The sequence below is a fragment of the Streptomyces sp. NPDC107581 genome, from assembly GCF_055657175.1.
Window position 1 is genome coordinate 845,026 of sequence record NZ_JBVKBH010000001.1, and the last position, 19,403, is coordinate 864,428.

Here is a 19,403-nt window from a genome sequence, read left to right on the forward strand (position 1 = left end):
TCGCCCTGCCGAGCCGGGCAAGCCGGCGATCTTCCGGCCCAGGGAGCCGGGCGGGCACCCGCCCTTTCGGCCCGCGCGGGCCGGGTGGACCGGTGGTCTTCCTGCTCACCGCGTCCGGCGGGCCGGTGATCTTCCTGCCCACAGTGTCGGGTGCCCCGGTGATCTTCCTGCCCACAGTGTCGGGTGCCCCGGTGACTTTCCTGCCCACAGTGTCGGGTGGACCGGTGACCTTCCTGCTCACCGGGACGGGCGGCCCGGTGATCTTCCTGCCCTCCGGGACGGGCGGGCAGGTGACTTTCCTGCCCACAGAGTCGGGTGGTGGGTGGGCAAGGGCCGGGGGGCCAGGGGGCGGAGCCCACTGGGGCGGTGCCCGGAGCACAGGGCGACCTCACGCCGGCGTCACATCGGCGTCACACCGACCCGAGCATCTCCAGCGCCCGCCGCCCGACCTCCCGCCCGATCGGCAGGGACGCGGTGGCCGCAGGAGACGGCGCGTTCAGCACATGGACGGCCCGGGCCCCCTCCCGGATCAGGAAGTCGTCCACCAGCGTCCCGTCCCGCAACACCGCCTGCGCCCGCACCCCGGCAGGGGCCCGCACCAGATCCCCCTCCTCCACCGCGGGCAGCAGCCTCCGCACGGCTCCGAGGAAAGCCCCCTTCGACACCGACCGCCGCAGCTCCCCCGCCCCGTACCGCCAGTGCCGCCTGGCGATCACCCACGACCCCGGCCAGGCCACCGTCCCGGCCAGCTCCCGGGGCCGTACGACCCCCCACCCGTACCCCTCCCGGGCCAGCGCCGGCACCGCGTTGGGTCCGATGTGCACCCCTCCGTCGATGCCCCGGGTCAGATGCACCCCGAGGAACGGGAACGCCGGATCCGGCACCGGATACACCAGTCCCCGCACCAGCTCGGGCCGTGCCAGCTCGTAGTACTCCCCGCGGAACGGCACGATCCGCACCCCGGGCTCGTCCCCGGTCAGCCGCGCCACCTCGTCGCAGTACAGCCCGGCGCAGTTCACCAGCACCCGCCCGCGCACGACGTCCCCGCCCGCGGTCAGCACGGCCACGCCCCGCTCCGGCCGCCGGTCCACCCGTACGACCCGCGCGCCGTACCGGATCTCCGCCCCCGAGGCCCGCGCCAGCTGCCGTGCGACACCCACGAAGTCGCACACACCCGTCGTCCCGACGTGTATGGCCGCCAGTCCGCGCACCTCCGGTTCGTAGTCGCCGATCTGTGCGGCGCCCAGCTCCCGGACGGGGATCCCGTTCTCCCGCCCGCGCTGCACGAGGGCGTGCAGCCGGGGCAGCTCCTCGCGCCCGGTGGCGACGATCAGCTTTCCGGTGACGGCGTGCGCGATGCCGTACTCGGCGCAGAACTTCACCATCTCGGCGGCGCCCCGCACCGCGTAGCGCGCCTTGAGCGAGCCCGGCCGGTAGTAGATCCCGCTGTGGATGACCCCGCTGTTGCGCCCCGTCTGGTGCCGGGCCGGGCCCGGTTCCTTCTCCAGCACGGTCACCCGCGTACCCGGCGCGCCCCGCGTGATCGCATACGCCGTGGACAGCCCGACGATTCCGCCCCCGACCACGAGCACATCACAGTCGTACGCACCCACCCGCACCTGCACCACCTCCCGACTCGATAGTGCACTGCGCCACTGACACAGCCTTCAAACACCGGAAGGCACGGCGCGCCCCGGGGCCGCGGGGACCTGCGCGGGCAGCCGCAGAACGGCCCGCGGCCCGAGAGCACGGCGGCCGGGCGGACACATCGGAAGCCGGCCCGCGGCGCTGCGCCTACGCCGGGGCCATCATCAAAAGAGGCCGGGCCCGCTCCCGCAGTTCCACCACCCGAGGCTCATCCCCATAAGGCTCCAGCCGGTGCAGAAGGTCCTTCACGTACTCCGTGGTCCGGGCCGAGGAGATCCGCCCGGCCACTTCCACGGCCCGCACCCCTTGCTCACAGGCCGCATCGAGGTTCCCGGACTCCAGCTCGGCGACGGCGGAGACCACCAGCCGCAGCCCGTGCGAGCGCACGAATTCCTCGGTCGGCTTGGACAGTGCCTGCTCGGTGAACCGCCGCACCTGCCGCGGCGCCTTCAGATCGCGGTAGCACTCCGCCGCATCGGCGGCAAACCGGTCGTATCCATAAAAACCAAGCCAAGTAGGATCGTTGTCACCTTCCCTGGACCGCTCGAGCCAGCCCTCGGCCGCCTTCAGTGCCGCGCCGGCGGCCTGCGCGTCTCCCGCGCGCGCGTGCGCCCGCGCCTCGATCAGCCGGAAGAAGCTCATGGTGCGTGAGGTCGCCAGCCCCCGGTTGCGCTCCAGGGCGGCCTGCGCGAGATCCACCCCCTCGTCGCCGAAGCCCCGGTAGGTCGCCTGCAGCGACATGGAGGCCAGCACGTATCCCCCGAGGGGGACGTCCGCGGCCGCGCGCGCGAGCCGCAGTGCCTGGATGTAGTACCGCTGCGCGGCCTCCTGCTGGCCGGTGTCGAAGGCCATCCAGCCGGCCAGCCGGGTGAGTTCCGCCGCGGCCCCGAACAGGGCGCGGCCCACTTCGTCGGAGTACGAGCCGAGCAGCAGCGGCGCCGCCTCCACCCGCAGACACTCCGGCACCATGGACGAACGCCAGTCGCCGCCTCCGTATTTGGAGTCCCAGCGCCTGGCGTCCTCGGCGGCCTCCCGCAGCTTCTGCACATCGCTGTGGCCGACTTTGATCGGTGCGCCGGAGCCCTCGGCAGAGTTCGCCTCCCGCGCGACCGAGCTGTCGGCGGGGGTTATCAGCCAACGTGAGGCGGGCGTTGCGTATGCGCTCACTGCGAACGACCCGGCGAGCGACTGCCAGATGCCGCCGGAGCCGGCCCGGCGTCCGGCGAGGTCGAGCCGGTACAGCTCGGTGGCCGATTTCACCGCCTGTCCTACGTCTCTGGGGAAGGCGAGGCCCACCTCCGGGGCGGGATCCGCATCCGCCAGGCCGATCTCGTGGAGCGGTACCGGGCGGCCGAGCTTCTGGCCGATGGCGGCCGCGATGAGGTGCGGCGCCGCACCCTGCGGCACCATCCCCTTCGACACCCAGCGCGCCACCGAGGTCTTGTCGTAGCGAAGAGTCAACCCGCGTTGTGCGCCAAGATCGTTGACGCGTCGCGCGAGTCCTGCGTTGCTGATTCCCGCGAGGGCGAGAACGGTGCCGAGTTTGTCGTTCGGCCCGCGTTGCTCCCTGGACATGCGTCACCCCTCGACACAGACGGCTGCCGCGCTGGCATAACCGTGCGGCATTCGTAAACCCAGCGTAGTTCGCCGCATCCCAAGCGTTAAGGGGCATTGTTCCGGATGGCGGGATTGTGGTCCGTACGGGAGTACGGCCCTGTACGCACCGTGCACACGCTGTCGCGGCGTGCCCCCGCCCGTGTGGCCGTGCGCCCGTCCGTGCGCTCTTCTCCGGCCACCGGGGGAGCGGTTCCATGGCTCTTGCGTGGGTCGGCCCGCTGTACTGGATCCAGCGGGCTGGGGGACACCGCCACCTTCATCCCCGCGGGTGGCGGACCGGTCCGGGAGGCGATGCCCGCCTCCCGGACTGTGCGCGTGTTCGCACTGCTGTGCGCACCGAAGGCCTGTACGGAGCGTGCTCATTTTTGCGCGGCCGTCACGGATTTGGCCGAAAATCGACCCCGCCCTTCATGGATGATTTCCGCTGCTACCAAGGGACTTGAGGGCGCGAAGGGCGTTCTTGGGGAGCGTATCGGGGGCGCATTCGCGTCGCACCCGTCGTTACGGTCCCGGCCCTCCCGGCTCCCGCCCGCCCTCACCCGCCGTTCACCGTACGGGGGTTCGCCAGGGCCTCCGGCGCCGGCTTCCCCCGCCGTTCCGGCGGCTTCCCCGCGGCTTTCCCTCGACCGAAGGCCGCGTCACCGTCCCTCCACGGCGCGTTCTTCATGGCAGCATGGGGATCCGGTTCGTACCGTGCACTGGTTGTCCACAGCCTGTGGAGGCGTCGATGCGGTGGTTGGTGGGTTGGAGCAGCACCGCCGCGGGCGCCGCGATCGGCTCCGCGGGTGCCACCGGATACGACGGCGAGGCCCTGCACCCCGTCGGCTCCCAGCTCCTGTGGGGCGATCCCGATCCCCTGTGGGCCGTGGGTGACTGGCGCCCGGACGAGGTGCGTGTGGTGAACGCCGACGCGCAGACCCGGATCGCCGTCCTCGGCACCTGCGGCGCCTCCGACGAGGAGCTGCGGCGCGGCCTGTTCACCGCGCGCGGGGGCGCACTGCGCCATCTGACGGCCTGGCCCGGCAGCTACACGGCCGTCGTCCAGGTGGGCCGCCGCGTCACCGTCTGCGGCGATCTCGCGGGCGCCCGCCCGGTGTTCCACACCCCCTGGGCCGGTGGCACGGCCTATGCCACGGCCGCGCTGCCGCTGGCGGACCTCGTCGAGGCCAACCTGGACTTCGGCCATCTCGCGGCCCTGCTCGCCGCCCCGGAGGTACCGGCGGCGCTGCGCGACACCACCCCGTACGACGGCGTGCGGCGCATTCCGCCGGGACACGCACTCGTCCTGCGCGCCGGTGCACGTGAGATCGCCGGATACGAGCCGGTCGCCTCCCTGGCCGTGGCCGCGCCCCCGGCCGACCCCGACCGCGCGGTGGACGCCGTACGGGACGCCCTGGTCGAGGCGGTACGCGCGCGCCTGGCGGCGCCCCGGCACGTGCCCGACCTCGACCCCGGGCCGGTACCCGGCATGGGCCCCGCCGAGCGCCGTGCCGCGCGCGGGATGCCGGTCCCGGGAATCGGCGCCGACCTGTCCGGCGGACCGGCCTCCGGCACGCTGGCGCTGCTGGCCGCCGGGCTGCCCGGTCGGCCGGGCACGCTGCTCGGCCACGGCACCGGCGCGGGCGAGCGGCTGCTCGCCGTCACCTTCAACGACCTGGCCGTCAGCGGCCGCGAGGCCGAGGTGGAGCGTGCCGGAACCCTCGCGGCCAACCCGCGCCTGCACCACGTGGTGGTGACCGGCGGCGAGGAGACCCTGCCCTACGCCGACCTCGACGGCCCCCTCACCGACGAGCCTGGCCCCTCACTGGTCACGGCGGCCCGCCATCGTGCCCGGCTCGCCGCCGGCAGCGCCGACCACTTCACCGGCCACGGTGCCCGCCAGGTCCTCGACGCCCATCCCGCCCGCCTCGCGGACCTCCTCATGGACCGCAAGCGGCGCCACCTGGTCCGGCCGGTCGCGGCCCTCGCGCGGGCCGACGGCTCCGTGATGGTTCCCGCGCGTGTGTACGGCGCGGCGCGGCGCCTGGCGCGCACCCCCTACCGGTCGGGCCTGGAGCTGCTCGCGGAGCGGCTGATGCGGCGCCGCTTCGACGACCCCGACGGGGCGGCCGGCGCCTCCCTCGCCGGGCTCACCTGGGCGAGACCCGGGCCGGCGGCGCGCTGGCTGACCGGGGAGGCGCTGGCTGAAGTATCGGTTCTGCTCCAGGGCGAGGCAGACCGCTCGGCAGGGAGATCCGGACAGCGCCCCGGTGAGTTCCGCGCCCGCGCGGTCCTCGCCCGGTCCGCCGCCGATCTGCGCGTCCTGGAACAGGCCGCGGAGGTCCGCTCCCAGCGCCTGCACGCGCCCTTCCTCGACAACCAGGTCGTCCGCGCCTGCCGCGCCCTCCCCGAAGCCCTGCGGGTCCAGCCCGGCGCCCGCTCCGCCGTCCTGCGCACGGTCCTGGAGGGCGCCGGCGTCACCGACCTCCCGCCCGGCTGGGGCGCACCCTCCCACGCCTCCTCCGCCGCCGCCACGCGCGCGGGCCTGCGTGCGGCCGCCGACTCCCTGGTGGACCTCTTCGCCACACCTCTGCTGGCCGACGCCGGCCTCGTCGAGGCCCGCGTGGTCCGCAAGGCCGTCCGCGCGGCGGCGGCCGGCGAACCCCTCCCCCTGGACGGCCTCGCCGACCTGGTCTCCCTCGAACTCTGGCTCCACCGCCTCCTGGCCCGCCGGGGCACCTGCTGGACAGGCACACCCGCACGCGCGCGTGCCGTGCCGGCGGGCATCCCACCGCGCAGGAGCGCACTGGGCGCGGGCGCCGCGGGAGCCGCCGGGCTGAGCGGGCAGGGAGCCTGACCCCGGGAGGGCGCGCGGACAACCCCCGTGCCCGTGCCCATGCGTACGGCGACAATGGGTCGGTGCGGTACAGAATCCTGGGCGTCACCCAGGCGCAGGACGACCAGGGAGCCGTCATACCCGTCGGCGGCCCGCGCGTGCGCGCGCTGCTCGCCGCACTGGCGCTGCGCCCGGGGTGCGTCGCCGCCCCGCAGACCCTGATCGGGGAGGTCTGGGCGGACGATCCGCCCCAGGACGCCCCGGCCGCCCTGCAGGCCCTGGTGGGGCGGCTGCGCCGGACCCTCGGCAGGGACACCGTGGCCTCCGCACCCGGCGGCTACCGCCTCGCCGCCGCCGAAGAGGACGTGGACCTCTTCGTCTTCGAGTCCCTGGTGCGTACGGCCAGGGCGGCGCTGGACCGAGGTGACGCCCGGGCCGCGGCCCGCGATCTGGACGAGGCGCTCGCGCTGTGGAACGGCCCCGCCCTCGCCGACCTCCCGGACCGCACCGCGGCCGCCCGCCCGGACACGCTCCGTCTGGAGGCGGTCCGGGGCCGCGCCGAGGCCCTCCTGCGACTGGGCCGGGCCGAGGACGCCGTACCGGAACTGAAGGAACTGACGACGGCCCACCCCTACGACGAACCCCTGCACGCCCTGCTCATCCGCGCCCTGCGCGACACCGGCCGCCTCGCCGACGCCCTCGCCGCGTACGAGTCCGCCCGCCGTACCCTCGCCGACACCTTCGGCGCCTACCCGGGCCCGGAACTCCGCGCCCTGCACACGTCGTTGCTGAAGCAGGAGCCGCCCGCCGCCCCGGCCTCCGCCCGGCCCCCGGAGCGGACGGGCAACCTCCGCCCCCGCCTGACATCCTTCGTCGGCCGGGAACCAGAACTCGAAGCCATCCGTTCCGACTTGCACAGGACCCGCCTCGTCACCCTCACCGGACCGGGCGGCTCCGGAAAGACCCGCCTCGCCGAAGAGGCCGCCGCAGGGCTGCCCATGGCCTGGCTGGCCGAGCTGGCCCCGCTCGACCGGCCGGAGGCGGTGCCCGGTGCGGTGGTCAACGCGCTCGGCCTGCGAGAGACCGTGCTGCTGACCAACGACCTGGCGACGACGCAGGCCGACCCCACGGCCCTGCTGATCGAGTACTGCGCACCGCGCAGCCTGCTCCTGATCCTTGACAACTGCGAGCATGTCGTCGGCGCGGCCGCCGCCCTCGCCGAGGCCCTCCTCACCCACTGCCCGGGGCTCACGATCCTCGCCACCAGCCGTGAACCCCTGGGTGTCCCCGGTGAGGCGGTGCGCCCGGTCGAACCCCTTGTCCCCGAGCAGGCCCACCGTCTCTTCGAGGAGCGCGCGCAGGCCGTCCGTCCCGATGCCGCCGTGGTGCTCCGCGACACCGAGGCGGTGGCGGAGATCTGCCGCCGCCTGGACGGGCTGCCGCTCGCCATCGAGCTGGCCGCGGCCCGGCTCAGGCTGCTGACCCCGCGCCAGATCGCCGACCGGCTGGACGACCGCTTCCGCCTGCTCACCTCCGGAAGCCGCACGGTGCTGCCCCGCCAGCAGACCCTTCGGGCCGTGGTCGACTGGTCCTGGGAGCTGATGGACGAGCAGGAGCGGACGGTACTGCGCGAGGTGTCGGTGTTCGCCGGCGGCTGGGACCTCGCGGCGGCCGAGGCCGTGTGCACCGGCCCGGCGGCGGACCTGATCGGGGCGCTCGTGGACAAGTCCCTCGTCGTCGCCGATCCGGACCTCCCCGACGGCCCGGACCTCCCCGACGGCCCGGACCTCCCCGACGGCCCGGGCGGCCCGGGCGGCCCGGGCGGCTCCGGGGGCATGCGGTACCGCATGCTGGAGACCATCCACGAGTACGCCAACGAGCGCGCGGCCGAGACCCCCGAGCTGCGCGCGGCGGCCGAGCGGCGCCACCGCGCCTGGGCGCGTGCCCTGGTGGAGGAGGCCGAACCCGAGCTGCGGTCCGCGGCCCAGCTGTCCTGGATCTCCCGCCTGGAGAGCGAGCACGACAACATCCGCGCGGCCCTCGACCGCGCGGTCCTGGCCGGCGACGAGCCGCAGGCGGCCGCGATCGTCCTGGCCGTCGGCTGGTTCTGGTGGCTGCGCAACCACCGCCAGGAGGCGGTGCGGTGGGTACGGCTGGTGCTGCGCCTGGGCGTCGCGCTGGACTCCCTGCCCGGGGGCGCGGGAGCCGCCGCCCTGCGGGCTGCGACGGACTCGGCCGACCCGATCGGCGCCTTCCTCGCCGCGCCCGACGGCGAGGCGGGCCATCCGCTGTGGGCGCTGCGCATGGACCTGCGGATGCTCGACCTGTTCATGATCGCGGAGTCGAGACCCGAGCACCTCGCGGCCGACGAGCGGGCCCCCGAGTACCTCGCGCGCGTGCGGGCCGCGTACGAGTGCGGCGGTCCGCAGGCGGCCCGCCTGCCCGGTATCGTCTGGCCGCTGACCGCCTACTACCTGGGCGACCCGGCGGGCGACGTGGGCATCGACATGGCCGCGGCGGTCGCCAACTGCCGCAGGTACGGCGGCGACTGGGAGATCGGCGTCGCCATGATGTACCGCACCCACGTGATCGTCGACTCACCGGGCAATCTGCGAGGCGTGGACGAGGACCTGGCGGAGCTGCGGACGCTCAGCCGCCGCATCGGCGACCGCTGGATGCGGGCGCAGGTGTGCAGCGCGGCCGGCGAGGCCGACATGGTGCGCGGCAGGTACCAGGAGGCGCGCGGCGAGTACGAGGAGGCACTGCGCCTCGCCTACGAGGTGGGCGCCTACGCCGAAGCCCCGTTCCTGATGGCGCGCGTCGCCGAGATCAACTACCGCTCCGGAGACCGCGAGGCCGCCCTGGCCGCCCTGGACGAGGCGAGCACGGCCGCCGACCGGTACGGAGTGACCGAGTCCCAGGCCTTCGTCCTGCTGATGCGCGCCCATCTCGCCCACGACGACGGGGACATCGCCCGCGCGCGCGAGCTGTACGAGGTGACCCGCGGGCTGGTGGCGCGGAGCACCCCGCCCCCGCAGTTCACAGCCGCCCTGCACGCCGTGGAGGCCCTGGTCACGGCAGCCGAGTCCGGCCCCGCGCACGCCCTGCCGATCGTGGCCGAGGCGCTGCGCGAGGCGATGGAGCGGCGTTGCGCCGAGTCGATCACGGCCGGCCTGGTGGACATCGGCGCCGATCTGCTGGCCCGGCTCGGGGATCTGCCCGGCGCGGTACGGCTGTTCACGGCCGCCGACCACTGGCGCGGCGGCCATCCCCGCCCCGAGCCGGAGCGCACTCGGGCCGGACGGATCGACGCGAGCGCCCGGGAAGCACTCTCCCCGGACCGCTATGCGGCCGAGCGCGCCCGGGGTGCCGCACTCGACCCGGAGGACGTTCTGCGCCGGCTGCACGAGACGGCGACCGCCCCGGGCCGGTGAGCCCGGCCTGCGGCGGACGAAGGCGTCCGGCGGCACGCGAACGCGGTCAGCAACAGGCGAAGGCGGTCGGCGGCACGCGAACGCGGCCAGCAACAGGCGAAGGCGGCTGGAGCGGCAAGCTGAACGCGGCTAGCGGCACGCGAACGCGGCTGCAGCGGCAGACTGAACGCGGCTGCAGCGGCGACTGAACGCGGCTAGCGGCACGTGAACGTGGAGCGGGCCCAGTCCGCCGGCGCCACCTGGTCGTAGACGATGCTGTGCGGTTCCACGACGAGCCGTACGGTCCTGCGCCCGGTCAGGTCCACATGGACGGGCACGGCCGCGTCCCCGCCCCTGACGGTCCCGGACTTCCACAGCCGGACCCCGTCGGCGTAGACGGAGAAGGAGACCTTGCCGAGCCCGAGGGCCAGGTCGTCCACGCCGGCCAGGGCGTCGTAGGCGGAGCACCGGCGGTTGAGGTCGATCGTGACGGACGACCTGCCGTGGACGGTGACACCGGGCGCGTACCGCCTGCCGCCGATCGACATGCCGTGCCGCTGCCACACCCAGTTGCTCTGGCCCAGCCGCATCTCGGGCCGTGTGCCGTCGCCGCCGACGTCGTAGCCCAGGTCGCTCCACTCGTAGACCACGGGAGCCGGAGGGGGCGGGGGCGGAGGCGTGGGTGTCGGCGTGGGCTTCGGCGCCGGAGTGGGCGTAGGGGCCGGCGTCGACGGCGGTGCGGGCGTCGGTGTCGGCTTCGGGCTGGGCTCGGGAGCCGGTGTGGGCGTCGGCGTCGGAGCCGGAGTGGGGCTCGGCGTCGGCGCCGGTTCCGGGGCCGCCGGCTGTGGAGCGGGCTCCTTCTTCGCCGGCGGCGCGGGGCTCGGCGCCTTCGGCCTGACGAGCGGCGCGGACGGCGACGGCTTGGCCACCTCCTTGGCCGGGTGGCCGTCGTTCACCAGCGCCAGGGCCACCACGGCGGCGGCCACCGCGACCACACCGGCGGCGAGTCCGGCCTTCACCGGGGCTCCGAGCCCCTCCGAGGCCGCCGCGCCACCGCCGCCACCCGCACCTGCCGAGGATCCGCCGGCCCCGGCAGCCGCACCTGCCGAGGATCCGCCGGCCCCGGCAGCCGCACCTGCCGAGGATCCGCCGGCCCCGGCAGCCGCACCCGCTGCGCCCACCCCGGCACCGCCCGCGATGATCCCGAGCGCCTTCGCGTACCCGGCGGCCCCGAACCAGCCGACGACCGCGACCGGCACCACCGCGGGGATACCGCTCGCGACCTCCTCGATCTGGGCGGCCGCCAGCCGGCATCCGGCGCACTCGTCCAAGTGCTTGCGCAGGCCTCGTTCGGCGCGGATGCGCAGCTTGCGGCGGGCGTAGGTGCCGAGTTGGTCGGCGTAGCGGCCACACTCCCCGTCACCGGCGAGAGAGGCGCTGACATGGGCCTGCAGATAGGCCTGCTTCAGCCCCTCACGGGCACGGCTCGCCAGCACCCTGGTGCCGTTGGCGTCCAGCCCGAACAGGACGGCCACCTCGCTCGGGGACTCGTCCTCCACCTCCGTGTGCCACAGCACGGCCTGCCAGCGCTCCGGCAGCGAGCGGAAGGCCTGCATGGCCATGGACTGCTCGGCCTCGTGCAGCGCGCGCACATCGGCGCCCGTCTCCAGAGTGTCGTCGTCGGACACCTCGGAGGCGCGCGAGGCCTGCTGGGCGAAGAGCGCGAAGTCGTCCACGAGCTGCTCACGCCGGGCGGACCTGGTCCAGTGCGCGGCAACGCGCCGCACGGAGGTCAGCAGATAGGCGCGTACGGCGTACTGGGGGCCCGATCCGCCGCGCACCGCCTGGAGCATGCGTGCGAAGACCTCGGCGGTGAGGTCGTCCGCGGTGTGCCCGTCACGGCAGCAGGTGCGTGCGTACCGCCGTACGGCATCCGCGTGGCGCCGGTACAGCTCCTCGTAGGCGGAATCGTCACCCGCACGCATCCGCTCGATCAACTCACCGTCGGCGGGCGCCGTCCTGAGGGGCGGTGGCAGCACACTGCCGTCACGCTGGGCGGGCACACTCCTGTCGACCGGTTCGGCTGCCGGGGGGACCGCGGCCCGCCCGCCCTGACTCGGTACCTGCGGCGAGGTCAGCCCGCCGGGTTCCGCCACACCGTCACCGCGTGACTCGTCCGACCCGTCAACGCTCATCGCGGAAAGCCCCCGGCACCGGCCCAGCCCAACCCGTCACCGGCTCAGGGTGCCACAGTGTCTTTCGTTCAAGAACCGTCCCTGCACCCATCCACTCGTCCGAGCGCACTTGCCCCCGACGAAATCCGAACATCACCCGTAGGGGAATCACCACCAGGCTTCCCGCACCGGACACCACGCCCCGTCCGGCACCGCCCAGCCCCCATGGCCGAGAGCCCCCATGGCCGAGAGTTCTCACGGTCGAGAGCCCCCACGAGCCGCCCGCCCTCACTCGGGCAAGGTGCCCGCCGCCCTCCCCGCCCGCTGCCGCCGATGGTGAGAGGCCCTGGCGAGGGCCACCCGCACCCGACCGTGAAAGCCGCACGGTGGTGCGGGTGGGACACCGCAACTGCCGCCCCAGGCGGGAGCCGAGGCGGCCGGAGGCACACTCACGCCGGCCGGGACCGAAGCCCCTCCAGCAGAATGTCCAGCAGCCGGGCGGAAGCCGCAGCCTGCTGCGCCGCATCCGGCAGCGACGGCGCCGCGGTGGCGATCACCAGCAGCACGTCCGCCACGGACACGTCCACCCGCAGCTCTCCCGCCGCCCGGGCCCGCTCCACCAACTGCCCGACCACTTCGAGCAGCTCAGCGACCCCGCTGTCCTCCTCGACCACAACCGCAGCCGCCGACACCGCAGCCGCAGCCGCAGCCGCAGACACGGACACGGACGACTCCGACACCAGCCGCAGCTCGCCGGCACCGGCCCCCGGCTGAGACCGCTGCTGCGGCACCCGAGCCTCCTCGCCCGGCTCGGCCGGGCCCTCCACCGCGGAGCCCTCCTCGGGAACGCCGACCCGCAGCACCTGAGGCGGCAGCAGGCGCCCCGCCCCCGACGCCACGGACGTCCGCAGGAACCGGGACAGCGCCGACCACGGCTCGTCCTCCTGCCCGAGCGCGGTCCGCGCCTGCTCGGTCAGCCGCGCGGTCTCCTCCTCGGCTATCCGCCGCACCAGCACGTCCTTGCTCGGGAAGCGCCGGTACACGGTGCCGACACCGACCCGCGCCCGCCGTGCCACGTCCTCCATCGGCGCGCCGTACCCCAGCTCGCCGAACACTTCACGCGCCGCACGCAGCACGTGTTCCAGATTGCGCTGTGCATCCACGCGCAGCGGTGTCGTACGCGCCCCGTCCGCGCGTCCGTTGCCCGCCGCCGCGCTCATCGCCCCGCCACCGGATGCGATCGCGGCTGCCGATGACCAATGCGTGTCCTGAACATGCATGTGTTTCCCCCGGTAATGACGTCTCCCCCCGGAGACTCCCCGCCACTGATTCCGGAGTGCGCGGAACTGGCGTCGCGTCGGTCCACGGTCGGGACCGCTTGCCGCGGACCCGTCCGGCCACATTCCCTACACCCCGTCGACACACGAACATAGTTGAGAGGGGGTCAATTCAGAAGGGGCAGGTTCCGTACAGAGCGCCCCTCGATCGGAGTACGGGTCATTTATGTCCGGATTCCATACCTTCGCACCCTCCCGTCCGCCCCCGCTGACCTGCCCGCTTCCTCCCCGCCCCGGCGGCGCATCCGGCCCCGCGCACACCCGCTCGCCGGTCACACAAATTGCCGGGGCTGTGGACAAACAACTGCGTCGGGTGCGTCATGGGATGGTGAAGGAACGTGCGCGCATTCTCGTTGTCGGCGGCGGCTACGTCGGGACGTACACGGCCCTGCGCCTGCAGCGGAGGCTGAAACGGGAGCTCAGGCGGGGGGAGACGGAGATCACGGTCGTCACTCCCGATCCCTACATGACGTACCAGCCGTTCCTTCCCGAAGCGGCCGCCGGTTCGATCTCCCCTCGCCACGTCGTCGTACCGCTGCGCCGCCTCCTGGACCACTGTCACGTCGTCATCGGCGAGGTGACCTCCATCGACCACGCGGTGCGCACCGCCGCCGTCACCACCCTCGCCACCGCGGAGGAGGGCAGGGCCGCCGAACTCCTCGGTTACGACGAACTCGTCCTCGCCCCCGGCTCGGTCTCCCGCACGCTGCCCATCCCCGGTCTCGCCGAGTACGGCATCGGCTTCAAGACCGTCGAAGAGGCCATCGGGCTGCGCAACCACGTCATCGAGCAGATGGACATCGCCTCCTCCACCCGCGACCCCGCCGTCCGCGACGCCGCCCTCACCTTCGTCTTCGTCGGCGGCGGCTACGCCGGAGTCGAGGCGCTCGGCGAACTGGAGGACATGGCCCGCTATGCCGCGCGGTACTACCACAACGTCCGCGCCGAGGACATGAAGTGGATCCTGGTGGAGGCCGCCGACCGCATCCTTCCCGAGGTCGGCGAGGAGATGGGCCGCTACACGATCACCCAGCTGCGCCGCCGCAACATCCAGGTCCTCCTCGAGACCCGCCTGGAATCCTGCGCCGACCGCGTCGCCGTCCTCAGCGACGGCCAGCGCTTCCCGACCCGCACGGTCGTGTGGACCGCGGGCGTCAAACCCCATCCGCTGCTCGCCGCCACCGACCTGCCCCTGACCGCACGCGGCCGCCTGAAGTGCACCGCCGAGCTGACCGTGGACGGCGCCCCGCACGCCTGGGGCGCGGGCGACGCCGCCGCCGTACCCGACGTCACCGCCGCCGAACCCGGCACCGAGACCGCCCCCAACGCCCAGCACGCGGTCCGCCAGGCCAAGGTCCTCGGCGACAACATCGTCCACGCGATGCGTGGCGAGCCCCTGGAGACGTACGCGCACAAGTACGTCGGTTCCGTGGCCGCCCTGGGCCTGCACAAGGGCGTGGCCCAGGTCTACGGGCGCAAGCTGAAGGGCTACCCTGCCTGGTTCATGCACCGCGTCTACCACCTCAGCAGGGTGCCCACCTTCAACCGCAAGGCCCGCGTCCTCGCGGAATGGACCCTGGCCGGGCTCTTCAAACGGGAGATCGTCTCGCTCGGTTCACTCGAACATCCCCGAGCGGAGTTCGAACTCGCGGCCGGTGGAAAGCCTCCTCACAGCCCCTCGGACGACCCGAAGGGGTCGTCCTGACCGGACTCAGGAACTACCCGGCCCGCCCCGGCGTCTGACGGATATCGCCGCGGACGGCCACCTGCCAGACTGCCCCACGTCCTTGGACGGGCACCTGCCCGACCTCAGCACCCACGAGGCTTTCCCCACTGTGAACTTCACGCGCTGGAGCGCCCGGCTCCCCGGAACGCAGCGCCGCGCCGCAGCGCGGACCGAGACCACGGTCCCCCCGGACCGGAGGGGGGAAAGCGCCGTGCCCGCGGCCCGCGCCGAACAGTCGGCCGACGGGGCGCCGCCCGCCATGCCCGCCGTCGGCGAACTGCCCGTGCGCGACGTCCTCGACCGCGTCCCGGCCCTCGTCGCCCTCGTCCACGGGCCCGACCACCGCATCGCCTACGTCAACGACGCCTATGCCGCGGCCTTCGGCGCACGCACCCCGGGCGCACCGGCCCGCGAGGCGCTCCCGGAACTGGCCGAACTGGGCCTGCTCCCCCTCCTCGACCAGGTGCTGCGCAGCGGCAAGCCCCGCACGCTGAAGTCCCGCAAGGCCGTCGACGGCCGTTCCTACACCTTCACCTGCACACCGGTGGCGGAGGACGGCGAACGCGACGGCGGCGGCGCCGTTCTCGTCTTCGCCACCGACGTCACCGACCATGCCGAGGCCGCCGAGCGCCTGCGCGCCAGCGAGCGCCGCCAGCGCGAGACGGCCGTCACCCTGCAGCGCTCCCTGCTCCCACAGGAACTGGAGCAGCCCGACGACCTGCGCATCGCCGCCACCTACCAGCCGGGCGGCACCGAGGCCGCGGTCGGCGGCGACTGGTACGACGTGATCACCCTCGGCGGCGGCCGCACCGCCCTGGTCATCGGCGACGTCATGGGCCGGGGCGTCCGCGCCGCCGCCGTCATGGGCCAGCTGCGCACCGCGGTCCGCGCCTACGCCCGCCTGGATCTGCCCCCGCACGAGGTCCTGCAACTCCTCGACGGCCTCGCCATAGAGATCGACGCCAACCAGATCGCCACCTGCGTGTACGCCGTGCACGACCCCAACGAGGGCCGCCTGGTGTACGCCTCCGCCGGCCATCTGCCGATCCTGGTCCGCGACGAGAACGGCACGGTCCTGCGCGCCGACGAACCCACCGGCCCGCCGCTGGGCACCGGCGGCTGGATGCACGCGTCGGGCTCCATCCCCCTGGGCCCCGGCTCCACCGCGGTCCTCTACACGGACGGCCTGGTCGAACGCCGCGACGAGGACCTCGACGAGGGCATCGCAGCCCTGCAGCGCGCCCTGTCCGGTGCGACCGGAACGCCCCAGGTCGTCTGCGACCGCCTGGTCCGCTCGGCCGGCGTCACCGCCGACCACGACGACGACGTCGCCGTCCTCGTCCTCCAGCACCCGGCCCGTACGGGTCCCGAGGGCGACCTCTTCCGCAACGCGGCCCTGGAACTCCTCGGCGGCGTGGAGGCGGCCCCGCGCGCCCGTGCGTTCGCCTCCGGCGTCCTGACCAGCTGGCGCTTCCCGGCCGACCTGCACGACCTGGGCGTCCTGGCCACGAGTGAGCTGGTCGCCAACAGCCTTCAGCACGGCACCCCGCCGATGCGGCTGCGGCTCCGCCGCACCGACCGCCGGCTGATCATCGAGGTGACCGACGGCGACGACCACCTGCCGCGCCGCCGCCGCGCAGAGCCGGGCGACGAGTCGGGCAGGGGCATCGCCATCGTGGCGACCATCGCGTCCAGCTGGGGGTCGAGAAGGACACCGGGCGGAGGGAAAGCGGTGTGGTGCGAGTTCCTCTTGCCGAGGGGGTAGCGCCGAGGAGGTGGCGGAGAAGGCGTGCGGCGGAGCGCCGTCGGGGCTGCGGTCGTCGTCCGCCTGCGCACGTACGGGGCGGGGCGTGCCGTTCCCGGCGCCCGCCGTCGGGGCTGTGGCCGTTCCTACCCCGCGGGCGCGCGGGGGCTGATCGCGCAGTTCCCCGCGCCCCTTAGGGGGCACTCACTCTCGCAAGCGCCCCCCGGCAGCACCGGCACCACGTGCCGTACGGCTACGCGGTCACGGACTCCGCGGGCGTCCCGCCCCGGGCCACCACCCGACTGCTCTTCGCGGCGGCCCACGGCTGGTCCTGGGCGACGGTGAGCCGCCGGCCCAGTCGCAGCGCCAGCACGGTGATCCCCAGCGAGAACAGCAGGAAGGTCACCACGTACGGTCCGTGCAGCGAGGCCCCCAGAGGTCCGCCCACCGCCGGCCCCACAGCCAGCGCCAACTGCTTGACCAGCGCAAACGCGGAGTTGTACTGCCCGGCCATCCCCTCCGGCGCCAGATCGGCCACCAGCGGGGCGACGGTCGGCGACAGCATCGCCTCACCCAGCCCGAACAGCGCGTACGTCGACACGAACGCCGCGGTCGCCATCTCCTGGCTGCCGTGCCCGAGCCCCGCGTACCCCGCCGCGAGCCAGGCGACGGCCCAGATCAGTCCCACACCGGCGATCACCCGGGAGCGCCGACGCCGCTCCACGAACTTCAGCACGGCGAACTGCGCGACGACGATCATCAGGGTGTTCGCGGCCAGCGCCGTACCGAGCGCGGAGGTCGATATCCCCGCGGCCTCGACGCCGTAGGCGCTCAGCCCCGACTCGAACTGTCCGTAGCAGGCGAAGAAGAGCACGAAGCCCAGCACGCACAGCTGCACCATCGCCCGGTTCCCGAGCAGCTGCTTCCAGCTGCCCTTCGCCGAAGCGGCCGGCGCGTCCGCGATCTGCGGCGAGTGCGGCATCCGCACCGTCGACATCACCACGGCCAGCAGCAGGAACATCGCCGCCTCGATCGCGAACAGCAGCGTGAAGGAGGACACCCGGGTCGTGTCGACGAGGTGACCGCCGATGAGACCGCCGACGCCGAGCCCCAGGTTCTGCAGGAAGAACTGCATCGCGAACGCACGCGAGCGGGTCTCCGCCGTCGAGCAGTCCACGATCATCGTCGCCAGCGCCGGCTGCATCACGGCCTGCCCGGCCCCCAGGGCCGCGGCCGACAGCAGTACGGCGACGGCGTTGCCCGCCAGTCCGAGGCTCAGCGCGCCCAGCGCGGCGGTGACCAGGGCGGCGAGCAGGACCGGCAGCGGGCCGCGCCGCACGATCGCCCGGCCGGCGAACGGCAGCACGATCAGCGCGGCCACGGCGAAGACGGCGAGCACGAGTCCCGCCGTCATGGCCCCCAGGCCCCGTACCTGCGCCACATAGACGTACAGGTAGGGGACCGTGAAGCCGAGTCCGAATGCGCTGAGTGCGTTGCCCACGTGGATCCGGCGCATCGCTGCGCCCATCGCCCTGGTCACGTTCACCTCTCTCACTAGTTAGGAGTGAAGACTTCAAAGCTAAAGTTCGAAGCTAAAGACTACACACCGAAGGACTTCAAGGCAAAGTCGGCCCGTGCGATACTGCGGCCATGGCCGACACTCCAGGCGTCCCGGAGCCGACGCTCGAAGAACAGATCGCCGCTTACCAGCGCGAGTTCCAGGACCTCGATCCCCAGGTCGAGAAGATCGTGTCGGCGCTCTCCCGGCTGAACCGCCGTATGAACGTCGCCTACGGCCGCCAGACCGCCGCCCTCGGCATCAGCAACGCCGAGTGGGAGGTCCTGAAGGCGCTCGTCCTCGCCGGCGCCCCGTACCGGCTGGGCCCCAGCGAGCTCGCCAAGCGGCTCGGTCTCACCCCGGCCGCGATGACCCACCGGATCGACCGCATGGTCGCCGAGGGTCTGGTCACCCGGGAGCGAGACGAGTCCAACCGCGTCCGGGTCATCGTCGAGCTGACTCCCGAGGGCCGCGAGAAGTGGCTGGAGGCGATGCGCCTCGCGACCGTCTTCGAGGAGGACCTGCTCCAGGACCTCACTCCTACGGAACGCGGGGCCCTCGGCGAGGTCCTCACCAGGCTGCTGCGCCGCGTGGAGCACGCCCAGCCGGACGCCGGCGGACGTCTCAGCGACCTGGACTGAGGCCGGCCGGGCTTCAGGAAAAGATCTTGACAGGGGATGCTTGACACACCCCTGAGCGATCCGTAAAGTTCTCCGGGTTGCCGCAGAGCCGTAACGGTTCCTCGACAGCAACTCCGCCGCCACGTGCGGCACTCACACCACCAGCACGATCTCCCGATGGGATTGTTTTCGGCATGCCCGAATTCAATTCGAATAGGGACTCGGCGGCCCGATTGGGAATCGCCGGGCGGATCCGCTAAGGTTTGAGACGTCGGAACGGCCCAAGGGCCGGGAAGACAAAGCCCCCTGACTGGGAGTCAGACGCCGAAAGGATCTGATAGAGTCGGAACCGCCGGAAAGGGAAACGCGAGAGCGAGAACCTGGAAAGCACCGAGGAAATCGGATCGAGAAAAGATCTGATAGAGTCGGAAACACCGAAGGGAAGCCCGGAGGAAAGCCCGAGAGGGTGAGTACAAAGGAAGCGACCGTTCCTTGAGAACTCAACAGCGTGCCAAAAATCAACGCCAGATATGTTGATACCCCGTCTCCGGCCATCACGGCTGGGACGAGGTTCCTTTGAAAAACACAGCGAGGACGCTGTGTGCGAGGGGACTATTCCTCCTCTCGCACCGCTCTCGTGTGTGTTCATCCCGATTACGGGAAAACATTCACGGAGAGTTTGATCCTGGCTCAGGACGAACGCTGGCGGCGTGCTTAACACATGCAAGTCGAACGATGAACCACTTCGGTGG

The 19,403-nt window shown here is 73.1% G+C and carries 10 protein-coding genes and 1 rRNA gene; 6 read left to right on the forward strand and 5 right to left on the reverse strand.

All coding sequences use genetic code 11. The annotated features are described in order from the left end of the window. Nucleotides 1-410 precede the first annotated feature (410 nt). A complete protein-coding gene (lhgO, locus tag ACZ7P3_RS03945; protein WP_472078766.1) occupies nucleotides 411-1,628 on the reverse strand; it encodes an L-2-hydroxyglutarate oxidase in 1,218 nt (405 codons plus the stop codon). A 166-nt stretch (nucleotides 1,629-1,794) separates the two neighbouring features. Continuing rightward, the gene (locus ACZ7P3_RS03950; protein WP_472078767.1) at nucleotides 1,795-3,222 is read right to left on the reverse strand and encodes an MFS transporter; all 1,428 of its coding nucleotides are present in this window, start codon (nucleotides 3,220-3,222) and stop codon (nucleotides 1,795-1,797) included. Nucleotides 3,223-3,991: 769 nt separating this feature from the next. Between ACZ7P3_RS03950 and ACZ7P3_RS03955 the strand changes: the two genes are divergently transcribed. After that, nucleotides 3,992-6,100 carry an asparagine synthase-related protein gene (locus tag ACZ7P3_RS03955; protein WP_472078768.1) on the forward strand — a complete coding sequence of 703 codons (2,109 nt, stop codon included), beginning with the start codon at nucleotides 3,992-3,994 and terminating at the stop codon, nucleotides 6,098-6,100. A 62-nt stretch (nucleotides 6,101-6,162) separates the two neighbouring features. After that, nucleotides 6,163-9,513 carry an ATP-binding protein gene (locus tag ACZ7P3_RS03960; RefSeq protein WP_472078769.1) on the forward strand — a complete coding sequence of 1,117 codons (3,351 nt, stop codon included), beginning with the start codon at nucleotides 6,163-6,165 and terminating at the stop codon, nucleotides 9,511-9,513. A 194-nt stretch (nucleotides 9,514-9,707) separates the two neighbouring features. Here ACZ7P3_RS03960 and ACZ7P3_RS03965 read toward each other — a convergent pair whose 3' ends face one another. Beyond that, complete coding sequence (locus ACZ7P3_RS03965; protein ID WP_472078770.1) at nucleotides 9,708-11,687, reverse strand: sigma-70 family RNA polymerase sigma factor; 1,980 nt, start codon at nucleotides 11,685-11,687, stop codon at nucleotides 9,708-9,710. Between the two features lie 428 nt (nucleotides 11,688-12,115). Further along, a complete protein-coding gene (locus tag ACZ7P3_RS03970) occupies nucleotides 12,116-12,946 on the reverse strand; it encodes a TetR/AcrR family transcriptional regulator (RefSeq protein ID WP_472078771.1) in 831 nt (276 codons plus the stop codon). Between the two features lie 382 nt (nucleotides 12,947-13,328). Between ACZ7P3_RS03970 and ACZ7P3_RS03975 the strand changes: the two genes are divergently transcribed. Next, a complete protein-coding gene (locus ACZ7P3_RS03975) occupies nucleotides 13,329-14,708 on the forward strand; it encodes an NAD(P)/FAD-dependent oxidoreductase (protein ID WP_472078772.1) in 1,380 nt (459 codons plus the stop codon). A 130-nt stretch (nucleotides 14,709-14,838) separates the two neighbouring features. Continuing rightward, entirely contained in the window at nucleotides 14,839-16,494 is a 1,656-nt protein-coding gene (locus ACZ7P3_RS03980; protein ID WP_472078773.1) for an ATP-binding SpoIIE family protein phosphatase, read from the forward strand. Nucleotides 16,495-16,726: 232 nt separating this feature from the next. On the opposite strand, the gene ACZ7P3_RS03985 is transcribed toward ACZ7P3_RS03980, so the two are convergent. After that, nucleotides 16,727-18,013: an MFS transporter gene (locus ACZ7P3_RS03985; RefSeq protein ID WP_472078774.1), complete on the reverse strand. Its 1,287-nt coding sequence runs from the start codon at nucleotides 18,011-18,013 to the stop codon at nucleotides 16,727-16,729. A gap of 110 nt (nucleotides 18,014-18,123) precedes the next feature. Between ACZ7P3_RS03985 and ACZ7P3_RS03990 the strand changes: the two genes are divergently transcribed. Continuing rightward, the gene (locus ACZ7P3_RS03990; RefSeq protein ID WP_472078775.1) at nucleotides 18,124-18,672 is read left to right on the forward strand and encodes a MarR family winged helix-turn-helix transcriptional regulator; all 549 of its coding nucleotides are present in this window, start codon (nucleotides 18,124-18,126) and stop codon (nucleotides 18,670-18,672) included. Between the two features lie 646 nt (nucleotides 18,673-19,318). After that, nucleotides 19,319-19,403, forward strand: a 16S ribosomal RNA gene (locus ACZ7P3_RS03995); the annotation flags it as partial.

Excerpts from the sequence above, each read along its gene's own strand:
- ACZ7P3_RS03950 (WP_472078767.1), bottom strand. The coding sequence starts at position 3,222 with ATGTCCAGGGAGCAACGCGGGCCGAACGACAAACTCGGCACCGTTCTC.
- ACZ7P3_RS03955 (WP_472078768.1), top strand. The coding sequence starts at position 3,992 with ATGCGGTGGTTGGTGGGTTGGAGCAGCACCGCCGCGGGCGCCGCGATC.
- ACZ7P3_RS03970 (WP_472078771.1), bottom strand. The coding sequence starts at position 12,946 with ATGCATGTTCAGGACACGCATTGGTCATCGGCAGCCGCGATCGCATCC.
- ACZ7P3_RS03975 (WP_472078772.1), top strand. The coding sequence starts at position 13,329 with ATGGTGAAGGAACGTGCGCGCATTCTCGTTGTCGGCGGCGGCTACGTC.
- ACZ7P3_RS03990 (WP_472078775.1), top strand. The coding sequence starts at position 18,124 with ATGGCCGACACTCCAGGCGTCCCGGAGCCGACGCTCGAAGAACAGATC.
- ACZ7P3_RS03965 (WP_472078770.1), bottom strand. The coding sequence starts at position 11,687 with ATGAGCGTTGACGGGTCGGACGAGTCACGCGGTGACGGTGTGGCGGAA.